This window comes from Neomicrococcus aestuarii (genome assembly GCF_014201135.1).
In the GTDB taxonomy this organism is placed as follows: Bacteria; Actinomycetota; Actinomycetes; order Actinomycetales; family Micrococcaceae; genus Neomicrococcus; species Neomicrococcus aestuarii.
The window spans coordinates 166,029-181,463 of record NZ_JACHDR010000001.1; the positions used below are offsets into that span (position 1 = coordinate 166,029).

Consider the following 15,435-nt stretch of genomic DNA (forward strand, 5'->3'; position numbering starts at 1 on the left):
CTGGCGTCTTTCCTGTTGTGCGTTCGAGCGGGTTTAGAGCTGTCCGACGATCTGCGCAAGCAGCTTCGAAATGCGGGGGCCTGCAGCCTGTCCAGCCTCAAGCACTTCTTCGTGGCTCAGCGGCTGGTCGCTGATGCCGGCGGCAAGATTTGTCACGAGCGACACACCGAAAACCTCCATGCCAGCGTGGCGAGCGGCAATGGCTTCCAGCGCGGTGGACATGCCCACAAGGTCCGCACCGATCACCTTTGCGTATTGAACCTCAGCAGGAGTCTCATAGTGAGGCCCCGTGAACTGGGCGTAAATGCCCTCGTCAAGAGATGGATCTACGGTCTTGGCGATATCGCGAATACGTGCGGAATAAAGATCGGTCAGGTCAACGAAAGTTGCGCCTTCTAGCGGCGAGGAGGCAGTGAGGTTAATGTGATCCTTGATCAGCACCGGGGTGCCGGGGTTCCACACAGGGTTGAGGCCTCCGCACCCATTGGTGAGTACCGCTACTTTGCATCCTGCTGCAGCTGCAACGCGGACGCCGTGGGCTACCGCGCGAACGCCTTTACCTTCGTAGAAGTGGGTACGTGCGCCGATGACCAGGACTCGCTTGCCAGACTCCGTGAGGATGGACCGAATGGTTCCGCCGTGGCCGTGCACAGCTGGGGCGAAGAAGCCCGGAATTTCGGCGGCGGCGAACTCGTGGGTGGTTTCGCCAATTAGATCGGCGGCACCGCCCCAGCCGGAGCCGAGGGTGAGCGAGATGTCATGCGAGCTGACGCCGGTGATGTTGGCGATCGAAACGGCGGCGTCTCGAGCAAGGTCAAAAGGTTCCTGATTCACATACAAAAACCTACAGGCAGAACGGACTTTGCGCATTCCGCCCAGCGTGCCTCGCGAGAATCTCCGAGCTTGTTTTCATGCCAGCCCGCGTTCAAATAGCGAGATGGGGAATCTTTAGTGAACAATGGGGAGCGTGACGAACCAACTGGACATCAGCAAAAAGCATCTCGTCGTCATTGGTGGCGGCCCTGGCGGGTATGAAGCAGCCCTCGTAGCGGCTCACCTCGGCGCTCAAGTAAGCCTCGTGGAAGCGCGCGGCATGGGCGGCGCAGCGGTACTCACCGACGTGGTTCCCTCCAAGACGCTCATTGCCACCGCAGACGCAATGCGCCGCGTGAATGGGGCTAAAGACCTTGGTGTTCAGATTGGCAACGTTGAAACCGGCACAAATGACGCCGTGGCGTGGGCGGATCTTGACGTTGTAAATACGCGTTTGCTGGATTTGGCTGCGTCTCAGTCTGCAGACATTCGGGCGTCACTCGAGCGCAATGGCGTCACGATCTATGACGGTCACGGAAAGCTTCTTAGCTCTTCCGAAGTTCAGGTCACTCTTGCCGATGGTGCGACCAAGACCCTCGCCGCAGACGCCATCTTGTTGGCCGTGGGTGCTCATCCACGAGAATTGCCCACCGCCAAGCCGGACGGCGAACGAATCTTCAACTGGACTCAGGTCTACAACATGACAGAGGTGCCCGAGCACCTCGTAGTTGTTGGTTCCGGTGTTACCGGTGCCGAGTTCGCTTCCGCGTACAACCTTTTGGGGACCAAGGTCACACTGGTTTCTTCGCGCGACCGCGTCTTGCCGGGGGAGGACCCAGACGCTGCCGCGGTGCTGGAGGAAGTCTTCCGCCGCAATGGAGTCAACGTTGTGAGCAAGTCCCGCGCTGAGGCCGTAGAGCGCACCGAGAATGGCGTGCTGGTGAGGCTCGGAGACGGGCGCACCTTGGAAGCGAGCCACTGCTTGCTCGCCGTGGGCGGTATCCCAAACACCGAAGGCCTGGGACTTGAAGCGGCCGGCGTCCAGATCAATGACGGTGGATACATTCAGGTAGACGGCGTTTCCCGAACGACCGCCACCAATGTTTACGCGTCCGGCGACTGCACCGGTGTCTTCGCACTGGCTTCTGTTGCAGCTATGCAGGGGCGCATCGCTATGGCGCACTGGCTGGGCGACGGCGTGCGCCCTCTCAAGCTCAACGAGGTTTCTTCCAACATCTTCACCTCGCCTGAAATCGCGACCGTAGGCGTCACGGAAAAGCAAGTGACCGAGGGGCTTTACCAGGCCGATGTCCTGCGACTGGATCTAGCGACGAACGCGCGCGCCAAGATGATGAACGTAACAGAAGGCTTCGTCAAGATCTTTTCCCGCAAGGGTTCCGGTACCGTCATTGGTGGCGTAGTTGTTGCCCCGCGTGCCTCCGAGCTGATCTTCCCGATTAGCCTCGCCGTTCACAAGCGACTGCACGTGGATGACCTCGCCGAAACCTTCACCGTTTACCCATCGCTGTCCGGATCTGTATCCGAGGCTGCGCGGAGGCTGCACGTGCACCTCTAGTGTTTCGATCCTTTGAGGAGCCCGCCTTGGCTTTTATGTCCACATCAAAGCAACCTCATTTGCGGAAAAGCTTAGGCGAAGCGCTTTCTGATCGAAATAACATATTGAACTTGGTCAGGCTAGTTCTTGCCGCGTCGGTGATCGTGGCGCATGCATGGCCCCTTACCGGTTCCTTGGTTACTCCCGGTTTGGAATTCCTCGGTGTGATAGCAGTTGAAGGTTTCTTCATCATCTCTGGGTATCTTATTGTTGCGAGCCGAATGAATTCGGGATTCGTTTCCTTCATTTGGAAGCGAATTATTCGAATAATGCCAGGTTACTGGATGGTTCTGCTTCTAATTGGGTTCGTTTTCTCTCCACTTGCCTCCTGGATGGGAAATACGGCTTTGAATGTGGAGTCATCCGTTAATTACGTTGTCAGCAACTGGTTTTTGAACATAAGACAGTGGGGGATCGAGGGGACACTGGAGTCGGTACCGTATCCAAATGCATGGAACGGCTCGCTCTGGACGTTGTGGTATGAGTTTCGCGCTTACCTTGCGATAGGCATAGTTCTTTCTGTTGGTTGGATTCGCCGAAAGTCGTCATGGGGCCTTCCGCTAATGTTCGTGTTGTCCGTAGTTGTTTGGGCGCTCTTTCGAGGCCCACTCGAGGTTTCTACGAATTCTTACCTGGCTGTCGTTCGACTGGGTTCGTACTTTTTGGCAGGGGCGGCGTTCTATGCGCTTCGCAAGGTATTGCCCATCCGCTTCTCGTGGATACTTGCAGCGATGCTGATGTACCTTGCACTCTTTCAGATTGGATGGAACAGTTTTTATGGTCATATTCCCCTAGGGTATTTATTGCTCGCAGCGGGGTCGCTGTCGTGGAAGAACCTCACAACTAAGAATGATCTTTCCTATGGGGTTTACATTTATGCCTTCCCGGTTCAGCAACTACTGGTTCTGGGAGGCTCAGCCAATTTAGGACTGGTCTCCAATATTCTGTTGACGCTGCTTATTACGTTAGCTATGGCGTGGCTATCCTGGGTTCTGGTAGAACGGCCTGCGTTGAGATTCAAAGACCTGCCGGACAAGCTAAGGAACCGCAATAGACGGACTTCGTCTATTTGAGACAGTGTCTCAAATAGTGAACAACCCTAATGATGACTGCCGCTGGCTGAGTGTTCGGGCGTAGTATTCCTGCTTGCGCATATTCGCGCGTGAGAAAGGTATCTACAGTGGCAGTCACGGACGCTGTGCCGGCGAAGACGAATACGCGAGGTCGCGTACTTTTTGCTTCACTGATCGGCACCACAATTGAGTTTTATGATTTTTATGCCTATGCAACGGCATCGGTGTTGGTCTTCCCAACGCTCTTCTTCCCGAACGCAACGAACATCAATGCCATTCTGAGCGCATTCGCGATCTTCGGCGTGGCCTTCATTGCTCGTCCGCTCGGCTCCATTCTCTTCGGGCACTACGGTGACAAGCTGGGCCGTAAAGGAACCCTAGTAGCTTCCCTATTGACTATGGGCCTTGCAACGTTCCTCATCGGCTTCTTGCCTGCAGCTCAAGGATCCTGGGTCATTTTGGCTCCGCTGTTCCTTGTGATTCTCCGCTTCGCACAGGGCCTGGCGCTGGGTGGCGAGTGGTCCGGAGCGGCTTTGGTGGCTACCGAGAATGCTCCAGCCAACAAGCGCGCTATCTACGGAACGTTCCCTCAGCTTGGTGCCCCGTTGGGCTTCATCATTGCTAACACGATCTTCGTGCTCTTGCAGAACAACCTGACGGCAGAGGAGTTCTTGGCGTGGGGCTGGCGCGTGCCGTTCTGGTTCTCCATTGTCATGGTCGCTATCGGACTCTGGGTCCGTCTTCGTCTGGTGGAGTCCGCTTCCTTCCAGAAGGTGTTGGCCCAGGACAAGGTCTCTAAGTCCCCAGTCAAGGACACCTTCCGCTTCCATTGGCGTGCTGTGGTCGCGGGAACCTTCATTATGTTCGCAACCTACGTTCTCTTCTATCTGATGACGTCCTTCACGCTGACCTACGGAACTGCTCCGGCGACGACGGAGCAGGCTGCCGCGGCAGCCGCAAAGGCTGGAAAGGCCTTCAACCCCGAAGGATTCGTTCCTGGACTAGGTATCTCGCGTCCAGAGTTCCTGACGATGCTGATCATCGGCGTGGTCTTCTTCGCAATCTTTACGTTGATCTCCGGACCGTTGTCTGAGAAGTTTGGTCGCCGAAAGTTCCTGCTAGTTGTTACCGCTCTTATCATCGTCTTTGGTTTGTCTTGGACCACGATGTTCGGCCCAGGCAAGACTCCAGCGATGGTGGGTCTGATCATCGGTATGTCTCTCATGGGATCCACCTTTGGCCCCATGGCAGCGATCTTGCCGGAATTGTTCCCGACGAACGTCCGATACACGGGTTCTGCGATCGCCTACAACCTTTCCTCGGTTATTGGCGCCGCACCGGCTTCATTCGTGGCTATTGCGCTGTGGCAAGCTGGCGGAGGAAACACGGTATGGGTGGGCGTCTACCTCGCCGCGGCGGGTGTCGCGACGCTTATTGCTTTGCTCATGACGCGCGAGACGCGCGACAAAGAGTTTGAGGATAACTTGGCTTAAACACTGAGTGATTTTTCAAATAGCGGCGGCTCCGAAGTATGTCGGAGCCGCCGCTATTTTGGGCTATTTGGCGTCTTGTCCAGTCAAGGGATGACGGTGTCCTGACGCTCCAGTTTTCGCTTTCAACGCGAATATGAAACTGTGACTGTTGCAGCATTAGATTGTGCATGGGGATTCTTCTAATCCATATTTTCCCGTGCGATGCCATGAGGGGTCACCGAATTTGGATTCGGCCACTGTGGCTCGTCTTGTTCACTCGGAGGTCGGTTTGCAAAGTACCTTGGATGTAATTTCAGTGGGTTATGGAATGAGGGGTTGGGGACCGATCACCCAGTTGGCGAAATTGGCCGCAGACATTTTTTCTTCGGATCTGACCGTCGTGCCGGGTAGGCAATCCCTTCCTCGGCATTTTTGGGTGAGATCAGGTATGCCTAGGAGTATTTCGCGAGAACGTGGCAAGAACGCCCTTCTTATCGTCGGGGTACCCGGCCAGCTCTATGCGTTGCTGGAAAATCCACTTTGGTTGGGGAAATATGACCATGTTGCCGTGTGGGTAATTGACAGCTTTTGGAATGAGCGAATTCCAAAAGTACTCCGCGGTACTCGCCGAATCGATTGGATTTGGGTTACTGATTCTAACGACGTCGCTGACTGGCAGAAGTTTTTCGGGAGCAGAGTTGGGGTTCTTCCGTGGGGGGCAGATACGAAAGCAATCACTTCTGACTATCCGCTGTGTAGCAAGAACATCGACCTTCTTCGTATCGGGCGGCAGCCCATTGCATACGAGGATGATGAGCTTACACAGGCCGATGCTTCTAAACTGGGAGTTTTGTTTGCCGGCCGCCCCAGTTTTGGCTCGAACGAGGATGAATCGAACCAAAATCTTCACTCTGCGTTATCCGAATCAAAATCTGTGTTGGCTTTTTCGAATATCTACGACACGACAACGTATACGCATCCCACAAAAGAATACGTAACGGGTCGCTGGATGGACTCTCTGGCACACGGGGCGGCTGTTGCAGGAGTTCTCCCCAATACAGAAACTGCACGGTCTCTGGTTCCACCCATCGGCCGAATCCCGCTAGACCCTCGGGATCGTGGAAATGGGCTCCGTTCTGTCCGTGAATGGGTGCAGGATTGGCAGGTGGAAACTTCTATCGAAATTAGGAAGTTTGCGATTGAAAATCTAGATTGGCGGCACAGGCTTTCTGCAGTCGACAGACACTTCGGACTTCATTCGGACAGATTGGCGAACGAGGTCTTAGAACTAGAGCGCATTTCCGAGAATTTAGACATTCGTTAGTTTGACCTATCGCGAGCTTCGCTCCGTTGCTACGCGCACCCATCGGTCAGGTAATGGCCAGATTTTGTCACCGTCGTCATAGCGTTCATGAATTTGGGGTACAACCACTCTATTCATTCTCTGGCTCAAGTGATCGCTGAGGAAGCCTCCCCAATAAGAGAAAGTAGAGTTTGGAAGTATCAGATTCCGAGCTACCGCTAGTGTTGCTAAGTCGCCGAACGGACCAGGGACTACGCCGCCAAAGTGCTTGGGGATGTTCTCTGGAATGACGTCAAGGTTATCTTTGCACCAGTTCAAATCGTCGGAAATCACTCGGATACTCGTGTAGTTCTCGAACTTGGGGAGCGCATCACGGATGTATGAGCGAATATCCATTCCGTAGATACCCTCAAATTCCGGAGAGTAGTAGTCTCCTCGGCGAACATTGATGATGAGCTCGCCGGAGTCGACAATTTTTCTTGCTTCGGCGACTCGTCTCGAGAATACAGAGGAGGCTAGAAGACGTTTCTCAAGAAATGCTGCTAGATCGGCGTCAGAGAAATCCTCCCCGTAGGAGATGGGCCATTCACTAAATCGCGGCATCCAGAAGGCGACCTTATCGCGCGCGATTGTAAGATCTCGCAAAGCTGGAAATTCTATGAGCCAATCTTCCATATTCTCGCGATAAAGAAATGGTGTTCTTTTACCGTTGCTTAGATTCTTGTCTGCACGCATCCAAACATAGAGATAGTTTCCACCACGTTTCCCTTCGGCAGACCAAATGACGCCGTTCTCTCCCCGGCGAAGAAACGAAAGCAACGAATTCGATACGGTGCGAATGATGCTCAACGATTTCTCCTTTAGGGGGCGCGTAGTCTTTCATAAGGATATACGCGACCACTTCTCATTCGACGTATCATCCTAAATATGGGTGCCCCGATTGAGCCGAAAATTAGTGTCGTAATTCCATGCTTCAATGCTCAAAAAACACTTGAACTTCAACTGCGGGCGCTCGAAGATCAAGAGGCAGCGCCGGCATTCGAAATCGTCTTGGTTGACAATGGCTCTACAGACGGCACCAGAGACGTCATCCGCAGCTTTAAGGACTCTACGTATTTACCCGTTCGCCATATTGATGCTCTTGAGTTTCAAGGGGTCTCCTATGCCCGAAATGTCGGAATTCTCGCTAGTCAGGCGGAGAAAATCATGTTTTGTGATGCCGATGATGTCGTCTCGAAATGGTGGATTTCGCAGGGCTATCAATGTTTTGACTTCGCACCAGTCTGGAACGGTGCAGCAATTCTTCTCACTGACAAGCAGTTCGCAGGAACACTAGAGGATATACGCAGTGCGTTTGGCGACAGTCCCGCTTTCGAACCCCCAATCGCTGGGAAAGCAACCGCTTTTCCGGTACTGATGGGTGGAAATTTTGGAGCGACTAAAGCCGCTCTGGAACGTGTGCATGGATTTGACCAATCCTTCATGGGTGCGGGCGAAGACAATGACTTGGGTTTCCGTTTCCGACGAGCAGGATTTGAGTATCCCAACGCTCCATCAGTACGGATCGGGTATCGAGGCAAATGGGATCCACGATTTATCCGAAGATTGGCTTTTCGACAAGCAAAAGCTCATGCACTCATTGCCACGAGATATGAAGCATGGACGGAATCCAACTTTCCCAAATTTGGCAATGAACTTATTCGGGTAGCCGGCTCAGCGATGCTCATGGTGGCAGGAAGGAAGACCAAGGACTGGGATGGATTGGCCAGTCGGGTGGCCGCTTTGTCCGGCTTGGGCGTCGGTAAGCTTACTTTTCAGATTTTTGGCAAGATGCCACCGTCGCAAGTAGGCACGGGGCTAGTACGTGCGAGTCCAGAGAGGCCGGAGTCTTGAAAAAGATCATTGGTGCTGGTATCACCAAAAGAGTTGGCTGGAGTCTCGCGACATCCTCGCTTATTCCCAACGCCAAGAGAACAAAATTTCTCGGTGCGGTTGGATTCAGGAAATTCAAGAACGGTTTCATCGGGGCAAACGTCGAAATCGTATCTCCCGATGAGGTGAGGTTCGGTGATGGTTTCTACCTGAATCGTGGAGTCTTTATTGACTATGGTGAAGTCGTCCTTGGCAAGAACGTATATATCGGACAGCGGACCATGATTGTCACCGTTTCTCACGAGATCGGAGACCCAACGCGTCGCGCGGGCTCTGGGGTCGTAAAGCCTGTTCGTATTGGGGACGGCACTTGGATCGGCGCCGGCGTAATTGTTCTGCCCGGAGTCACGATCGGGAAAGGTTGTGTCATTGGGGCAGGGTCCGTGGTCACTAAGGACTGTGCGCCGAACGGACTATACGTGGGATCGCCAGCAAAACTTGTGAGGGAACTCCCGGAAGGCGCTGATCGTGGTGAAGAAGAGGTTTCCTCATGAAAGTTAGTGTAATTATCCCGGCCAGAAACGTTGCCGAGGTGCTCCCGGAACAGCTCGAGGCTCTTGCTGGGCAGAAGAACGCGCCCGAATTTGACGTCGTAGTCAGCGATAACGGAAGTACGGACGGCACTCGAAATTGCGCTGATTACAGGGAATGGCCGTTCAATCTTCGGTTCATGGACTCTTCGCAACGGCCAGGAGCTTCCCATGCTCGTAACGTTGGAGCGGCCACTACGAATGCGGATATTCTCCTGTTCTGCGACGCTGACGATATTGTCGATGAGAACTGGGTTCATGAACTAAGTAATGCCGTGGAGTCCACAGAGGGCGCTCTTGTGACAGGGGCACTGCGGCATGACCGCTTCAACACTTCGGTACTTCGAGCAGCATACGATATTCCGGGAGAACCGCGCACAACTGACGAACTGCCTGACGTTGAGTGGAATCCCCAGCCGTTCGCAAATTATCTACCCACTGTAGCTGGGAACAATTTTGCAATCCATCGAAAGACGTATCTCAGCGTAGGGGGAATGAACCCGGATTTTCCTGGCGGGTCAGAAGAAACGGACTTCTCATGGCGCGTACAGCGAAGCGGCATTAAAGTCGTTTCCGCTCCCAAGGCCCTAGTGCAGTATCGATTGCGTCAAGACAAACGGGGAATTTTCCGTCAACAGCGAATTCAGCAGTACGCGCGTGTGTTCCTATGGACTCAATACAAGGACACATCGATGAGCGGCCCAAGCATCAAGTACTCGATAACAGAAATATTCAAGTCCCTGCCTCGAGCAATCAATCCAAGCCCGGCAGCTTCAGCCGAGCGGCTCCGAGCTGTACGCATTCTTGGAGGGAACATTGGTGCGGTTCAAGGAATGGCAAAGTATCGAATCCTTGAACCGCTGAAGAACAAAATTCGCCCTCGAAACTAGCGAATAACCGCCAACGTAGTTCCGGCACTCACCGTCGACCCAACAGTCGCCTCGAGCCCTGAAATGACTCCGTCCTTGTGGGCGGTCAGCGGCTGCTCCATCTTCATGGCTTCAAGCACCAGGATCAGATCGCCTTCCTTGACGGTGTCACCGTCCTTGACGGCTACCTTGACGATGGTTCCCTGCATGGGTGACTTGAGATCGTCGCCCGATGCGCCAGAGGTTGAGCCACCGCGTCGGCCGCCGAAGTTGCGCTTCTTAGGCTTGGAGGCGCCGTTGCGTGGACCAGAGGCGCTTCCAGCAGTCAATGAAGCTGGCAAGAGCACTTCAATGCGCTTTCCGCCGACTTCAACGGTGTAACGCGTGGATTCGGCATCCTCAGCCTCGCTGGCTTCGATCACGGAGAACGGGGCAATGTCGTTTTTGAACTCAGTTTCGATCCACCGCGTGTGCACGGTGAACGGCTGATCAGGATCGGTCGGCACGAATGCTGGGTCTGCCATCACGGCGCGGTGGAACGGCGCTACTGTGGGCATCCCTTCCACTACCAACTCGTTCAACGCACGGCGGGCACGCTGTGCTGCTTCGTTGCGGGTACGTCCGGTGACGATGATCTTGGCGATCATGGAATCGAAGTTTCCGGAGACGGTATCACCCTGCTCAATACCTGAATCCACACGAATGCCCGGTCCCGTGGGGAAGGCGAGCTTCGTGATGGTTCCCGGGGTGGGCATGAAGGAGCGTCCTGGGTCTTCACCGTTGAGGCGGAACTCGAAAGAGTGTCCGCGAACTTCGGGGTCGTTGTATCCCAGCTCTTCGCCGCGGGCGATTCGGAACTGCTCGCGTACCAGATCGATGCCCGTTACTTCTTCGCTGACGGGGTGCTCGACTTGCAAGCGGGTGTTGACTTCCAGGAACGTGATCATGCCGTCTTGGCCAATTAGGAATTCGCAGGTTCCAGCGCCGGTGTATTGTGCTTCACGCAAAATGGCCTTGGAAGCCTCGTAGAGGCGATCGCGTTGCTCAGGGGTGAGGAATGGCGCGGGCGCTTCCTCAACGAGCTTTTGATTGCGGCGCTGGAGTGAGCAGTCGCGGGTGGAAATTACGACGACGTTGCCTTGCGTATCTGCCAAACATTGGGTTTCGACGTGGCGCGGTGAGTCGAGGAATCGTTCGACGAAGCAATCGCCGCGTCCGAAGGCTGCTTTGGCTTCGCGGACAGCGGATTCGAAGAGTTCGGGTACTTCGGCACGGGTTCGAGCGACTTTGATGCCGCGTCCGCCGCCTCCGTAGGCAGCCTTGATGGCTAGTGGCAGGCCGAACTCGTCAACAAACTTCAGTACTTCTTCAACGGTCTCCACAGGACCGGGGGAGCCAGGCGCAAGAGGTGCCCCCACCTTGTCTGCGATATGACGGGCTGCGACTTTGTCGCCGAGCGTGGAGATCGCATCCGGAGACGGTCCAATCCACGTTAGGCCCGCGTCCAGAACCTTTTGCGCAAACTCAGCGTTCTCGGAGAGGAAGCCATATCCCGGGTGGATTGCATCCGCGCCCGAGCGCTTGGCAATCTCGATGATCTTTTCCCCCACCAAGTACGTTTCGGCGGCCGAGGTGCCGTTGAGCGCGTAGGCTTCGTCGGCAAGACGTACATGCGGAGCGTCTCTGTCAGAGTCGGCGTAGACGGCGACTGAGGCGATGCCTTCGTCCTTGGCTGCCCGAATAACACGAACAGCAATTTCGCCACGATTTGCGATCAGAACTTTAGTCAATGAAGACATCTAGGGGGAGACTCCTTCTATTTGTACATTGGGAGCCTACCCCTTTTGTGTGATTCCAACGGTAATTAGCGGCGTTCGAGTCGAAATTTCGTGAGTCTTTTGTATGACCTCTACAAGGTCAGCAGCGGAACTGAATAACCGAGCTCAAGGAATTGGTCGCGAAGCGCAGCTGTGGAAATTCCTATCACTGCGTTAGCGTCGCCTCGAATGCCTGCCACGAATGTTGACCCACGACCATCGAGCGTGAAGGCTCCCGCGCACTGCAGGGGTTCTCCGGTTTGTGCGTATGCTAGTGCCTCCTCCGGAGTGACGTTGGCAAACCGAACTTCGGTGGAGACAATTCGCGAACTGCGGTGGCTGTTGGTTCGCGTATCGATGACAACTTGCCCTGTATGCAAGATTCCTGTCTTGCCGCTCATGAGGGACCAACGACGAACGGTTTCATCGATGGTGTAGGGCTTTCCGTAGCTCACGCCCTCGACTTCAAACACCGAATCGCATCCAATGACCAGAGCTCCCGCAGTTTCCGATGCCACAGCTTCCGCTTTCAGAGTTGCTAGGAAGAGCGCTTCATCAGCTGATGAAGGTTTTCCGTGAACCTCAATGTGTCGTGCCAGTTCGGACTCTTCGTCTACAGACGAAGGCTGAACCTGGAACGGAATCAGAGCGTTCTTGAGCAATCGCGCTCTAGCGGGGCTGGTTGAGGCAAGGATTACTGCGGGAGCTGTCGAGGTCATACGTGGATGGTGTCCTGTTCTTGAGTCACGGGCTGCATTGGTGCCGCTTTCGCTTCACGTTCTTGTTCCAGTTTTGCACCTTCTACGTCCACGTCAGGCAGGATCCTGTCTAGCCAGCGTGGGATGTACCAAGCTCGTTCACCCAAGAGATGCATGATGGCTGGTGTCAGCGTCATGCGAACCACAAAGGCGTCCAAGAGAACACCGATGGCTAACGAGAAACCGATGGCTCGGATCATCGTGAGGTGGCTGAAGATGAAGCCTGCAAACACGCTGGTCATGATTAGCGCTGCAGCCGTCACTACCGGAGCTGAGTGCACAAAACCTGTACGAACAGCCAGACGTGCATCCTGACCGTGGGCATAAGATTCGCGCATTCCGGAGACCAAGAACACTTGATAGTCCATTGCCAGTCCAAACAAGATGCCGGTCAAAAGGATCGGCATGAAGCTCATGATCGGGCCGGGAACATTGACGTCAAAGATGTTTCCAAGCCAACCCCACTGGTAAACCGCAACCGTTGCACCAAACGCCGCTGCAAGCGAGAGCAAGAAGCCCGCCGTTGCAAGTACGGGAATGACGACGGAACGGAATACCAAGAGCAAGAGTACTAGTGAAAGGCCCACCACAATTCCCAAGTACAGGGGCAAAACTTCGTTCAAGCGCTCGGACACATCAATCTGGGCCGCTACCTGACCTGCAAGCGCAATATGTGATCCGGTTGCTTCTTCAATCTGGGAAGCCTGATCGCGAATGGTGTGAACCAATTCTTCCGTTTCGGCCGACGATGGTCCCGCTTCAGGGATCACTTGAATGATTCCAATAGTCTTTGCGTCGTTAGTGCCGGCAGGAACTGCCGCGACTACGCCTGGGATAGACCGAATCTGGTCAGCTACATCCAGGGTCTGGATTTCTGCCGCACGGTCATCAAGCCCGGACGGCAAGTCTGCCACCACTAGCATGGGGCCGTTGTAGCCATCTCCGAAGGAATCGCCGAGCTTTTCGTAAGCGAGGAAAGCGCTGGATCCGGCCGGCTCTGCGGAGCCGTCCGGCAGGGCGGTACGCATACTCGCAGCCGGAATGGCAAGCAGTGCTAGGAGGATGGCTCCAAGGCCAAGGGCCACCCACGGGAAGCGCGTCACTAGAGCGCCCCAACCACGGTTACCGGTGGCCTGCTGTTCGGCATGGGCCGGAGTCTCTTCTGCCCGTGCGGCTTTGGCCCACGCTCGTTTACTGATCAACCGATTGCCGATTATTCCCAGCATCGCGGGTGTCAACGTCAGTGCGATCAGCACTGCGATAGCTACTGTCGCGGCTGCTGAAATTCCAAGGATCGCCAAGAACGGCAACCCAGGGACTGCAAGAGCAGCCAATGCGATAACCACGGTAAGGCCCGCGAACACTACCGCGTTGCCTGACGTTCCGGTGGCTCGTCCAATTGACTCTTCCATGTCCATCCCGGACAAAAGTTGCCGGCGATGGCGGTGAACAATGAAGAGTGAATAGTCGATTCCGACTGCAAGACCCAGCATCAAGGCGAGCGCAGGGGTGATCGAAGCCATCGAAATGAGTGACGAGAATGCTAGCGTTCCGCCGACACCAGCGGCGACGCCGAGGACCGCCATCAACAGTGGAAGCCCTGCGGCAACGAGCGTTCCCAGCATGACGAAGAGGACTACTGCAGCAATCAAGAGACCTAGAACTTCGGCGGTTCCGAAGATCGAGTTCAAGTCGCTCACAATTTCTTTGGAGTAGTAAAGGTTGACGCCATCGGCCTCAACAACGTTGGCAATTTCCTGAATTTGGGAACGATCCGCAGAGGTCAGCGCGTCAGCAGACGAGGTAAACGTGAGCTGAGATGCGGCAAGTGTTCCATCGGAGGACACGAAACGCATACCGGCTGTGGATTCGGCTTGACGTTGTCCCAGCGCAAGATCGGCTTCACCGGTCTCGATCTTCTCGGCTCCGTCGGCAATCTCCTCTTCCGCCTTAGGGATTTCAGCCGCCTTTTCATCCAACGTCGTCTGGCCATCGGCCAATTGTTGCTGAGAATCGGCAATCTTTTCGGCTCCAGCATCCGCCTTTGCCTGATTGGCGGCGAGCAACTTCTCGCCTTCAGCTAACGTGGCTGCTCCAGATGCGATCTTTGCAGCACCCTCTGCCAGCTTGACTCGATTAGCCTCCAACTCGGCCTTACCAGCATCAAGTGTCGATTTCGCCGTTGCGAGTTCGGCTTTACCGTCCTGGAGTTCTTTCTGCTTAGCAGCAAGGGTGGACTTGGCCTGATCGAGCTGCTTCCGGCCGGAGTCCAAGGTCGATTTCGCGCCTTGTAGCTGCTGATATCCCGAAGTTGCTGCTGCTAACTTTGATGCGCTAGCCGAAATCTTCTCTTGAGTAGAATCGATCTCCGCCTGCTTGGCGGCAATTTGGTCGTTAGCTGCTGCGATCTCCTCTTTAGCATCCGCAATTTGATCCAGGCCGGCCTCGATTTGTGCTTTCTGACCATTGAGCGTGGTGCGCTGTGCGGCAATCTCCGCGAGAGCTGCTTCCTTCTCGGCCGCTGACAATGATGTGTCTGCCTTTACAGCTTCTTCTTGTTGTTGAAGCTGAGCCAAACCGGAATTAACCTTGTCCAACGAGGCCTTGAGAGTGGAATCCTGCTTCGAGACTTCAGAGGACTTGGCGGCTAGATCTTTCTTAGCTGCATCAATCTGTGCTTGCCCATCGGCCACCTGCTTCTTAGCGCTACTTAGCTGAGATTCTGCATCATCGATGGCGCTTGGAACCTGGCTAAGGGAAGAGACTCCGAGCCCCGACGTGAGACTTTCGACGCCCGCTTCGTACTTTTGCTGGCCTGCGAGCCAGTCGGCTTCCTTTGCGCTTAGAGTCTTCTGTGCCGCCGCGAGTTGCTTCTCGCCATCTCGCACCTTGGCAAGGCCCGCGTCGTACCGTGCCTGTCCATCGGCGATCTTCTTTTCACCAGCGGCAAATGCTTCTTGACCGGACTTGAGCTGAGCTCGAGCGGCGTCAAGCTCTTTCTGCCCTTCAGCAAGCTGCGCTCGTGCGTCAGCTAGTTGTTGGGTTCCGCTCTTCCACTGCTGTGTAGCGTCCTCGAGCTGCGCTTGTCCGTCGTCGATCTTCTTCTGACCGTCTGCAAGTTGTTGCTTACCGTCGGCCAGCTGAGCGCGACCGTCTTCTAGCTTCTTTCGAGCCGCATCGAGCTCTTTTTGCCCGTCTGCTACCTTCTGCGCAGCTGAATCGAGTTGCTCTTGAGTGCTAAACGGATCCATCG

The 15,435-nt window shown here is 55.0% G+C and carries 11 protein-coding genes and 1 pseudogene; 7 read left to right on the forward strand and 5 right to left on the reverse strand.

Going from position 1 to position 15,435, the window contains the following annotated elements; translation table 11 throughout:
• Positions 1 to 33 precede the first annotated feature (33 nt).
• Positions 34 to 870, reverse strand: coding sequence for a purine-nucleoside phosphorylase (locus HD598_RS00725; RefSeq protein WP_183663012.1), 837 nt, complete (start codon positions 868 to 870; stop codon positions 34 to 36).
• An 88-nt stretch (positions 871 to 958) separates the two neighbouring features.
• On the opposite strand from HD598_RS00725, the gene HD598_RS00730 reads away from it, so the two are divergent.
• The 4 genes from HD598_RS00730 to HD598_RS00745 all read left to right on the forward strand — a co-directional run bounded on the left by HD598_RS00730 (position 959) and on the right by HD598_RS00745 (position 6,297).
• Complete coding sequence (locus tag HD598_RS00730; protein ID WP_183663015.1) at positions 959 to 2,389, forward strand: NAD(P)H-quinone dehydrogenase; 1,431 nt, start codon at positions 959 to 961, stop codon at positions 2,387 to 2,389.
• A 35-nt stretch (positions 2,390 to 2,424) separates the two neighbouring features.
• Positions 2,425 to 3,501 (forward strand): acyltransferase family protein, encoded by a 1,077-nt coding sequence (locus tag HD598_RS00735; RefSeq protein WP_260170588.1) that lies wholly within the window; start codon positions 2,425 to 2,427, stop codon positions 3,499 to 3,501.
• Between the two features lie 107 nt (positions 3,502 to 3,608).
• Positions 3,609 to 4,994, forward strand: coding sequence for an MFS transporter (locus HD598_RS00740; RefSeq protein WP_183663021.1), 1,386 nt, complete (start codon positions 3,609 to 3,611; stop codon positions 4,992 to 4,994).
• 238 nt (positions 4,995 to 5,232) lie between these two features.
• Complete coding sequence (locus tag HD598_RS00745; protein ID WP_183663024.1) at positions 5,233 to 6,297, forward strand: glycosyltransferase family 1 protein; 1,065 nt, start codon at positions 5,233 to 5,235, stop codon at positions 6,295 to 6,297.
• Positions 6,298 to 6,303: 6 nt separating this feature from the next.
• On the opposite strand, the gene HD598_RS00750 is transcribed toward HD598_RS00745, so the two are convergent.
• Positions 6,304 to 7,125: an alpha-1,2-fucosyltransferase gene (locus HD598_RS00750; RefSeq protein ID WP_183663028.1), complete on the reverse strand. Its 822-nt coding sequence runs from the start codon at positions 7,123 to 7,125 to the stop codon at positions 6,304 to 6,306.
• 78 nt (positions 7,126 to 7,203) lie between these two features.
• Between HD598_RS00750 and HD598_RS00755 the strand changes: the two genes are divergently transcribed.
• The 3 genes from HD598_RS00755 to HD598_RS00765 are packed head-to-tail and all read left to right on the forward strand — an operon-like array spanning position 7,204 to position 9,628.
• Positions 7,204 to 8,169 carry a glycosyltransferase family 2 protein gene (locus tag HD598_RS00755; RefSeq protein ID WP_183663030.1) on the forward strand — a complete coding sequence of 322 codons (966 nt, stop codon included), beginning with the start codon at positions 7,204 to 7,206 and terminating at the stop codon, positions 8,167 to 8,169.
• On the forward strand, positions 8,166 to 8,702 hold the full coding sequence (locus tag HD598_RS00760) for a DapH/DapD/GlmU-related protein (protein ID WP_183663033.1): 537 nt from the start codon (positions 8,166 to 8,168) through the stop codon (positions 8,700 to 8,702). Before HD598_RS00755 ends, HD598_RS00760 begins: the two co-directional genes overlap by 4 nt.
• Entirely contained in the window at positions 8,699 to 9,628 is a 930-nt protein-coding gene (locus HD598_RS00765) for a glycosyltransferase family 2 protein (RefSeq protein ID WP_183663036.1), read from the forward strand. The genes HD598_RS00760 and HD598_RS00765 overlap by 4 nt, the downstream gene beginning before the upstream one ends.
• Here HD598_RS00765 and HD598_RS00770 read toward each other — a convergent pair.
• The 3 genes and pseudogenes from HD598_RS00770 to HD598_RS13885 all read right to left on the reverse strand — a co-directional run.
• Entirely contained in the window at positions 9,625 to 11,406 is a 1,782-nt protein-coding gene (locus HD598_RS00770) for an acetyl/propionyl/methylcrotonyl-CoA carboxylase subunit alpha (RefSeq protein ID WP_183663039.1), read from the reverse strand. The genes HD598_RS00765 and HD598_RS00770 overlap by 4 nt on opposite strands.
• Before the next feature lie 110 nt (positions 11,407 to 11,516).
• On the reverse strand, positions 11,517 to 12,143 hold the full coding sequence (locus HD598_RS00775; RefSeq protein ID WP_183663042.1) for a Maf family protein: 627 nt from the start codon (positions 12,141 to 12,143) through the stop codon (positions 11,517 to 11,519).
• Positions 12,140 to 14,131, reverse strand: a pseudogene (locus tag HD598_RS13885) (MMPL family transporter); the annotation flags it as partial. The pseudogene HD598_RS13885 and the gene HD598_RS00775, both read right to left, overlap by 4 nt.
• Between the last annotated feature and the right edge of the window lie 1,304 nt (positions 14,132 to 15,435).

What these genes read in the sequence shown, in the direction of transcription:
- HD598_RS00730 (WP_183663015.1), top strand. Translation starts at nt 959, where the DNA reads ATGGGGAGCGTGACGAACCAACTGGACATCAGCAAAAAGCATCTCGTC.
- HD598_RS00775 (WP_183663042.1), bottom strand. Translation starts at nt 12,143, where the DNA reads ATGACCTCGACAGCTCCCGCAGTAATCCTTGCCTCAACCAGCCCCGCT.
- HD598_RS00770 (WP_183663039.1), bottom strand. Translation starts at nt 11,406, where the DNA reads ATGTCTTCATTGACTAAAGTTCTGATCGCAAATCGTGGCGAAATTGCT.
- HD598_RS00755 (WP_183663030.1), top strand. Translation starts at nt 7,204, where the DNA reads ATGGGTGCCCCGATTGAGCCGAAAATTAGTGTCGTAATTCCATGCTTC.
- HD598_RS00725 (WP_183663012.1), bottom strand. Translation starts at nt 870, where the DNA reads ATGCGCAAAGTCCGTTCTGCCTGTAGGTTTTTGTATGTGAATCAGGAA.
- HD598_RS00765 (WP_183663036.1), top strand. Translation starts at nt 8,699, where the DNA reads ATGAAAGTTAGTGTAATTATCCCGGCCAGAAACGTTGCCGAGGTGCTC.
- HD598_RS00735 (WP_260170588.1), top strand. Translation starts at nt 2,425, where the DNA reads ATGTCCACATCAAAGCAACCTCATTTGCGGAAAAGCTTAGGCGAAGCG.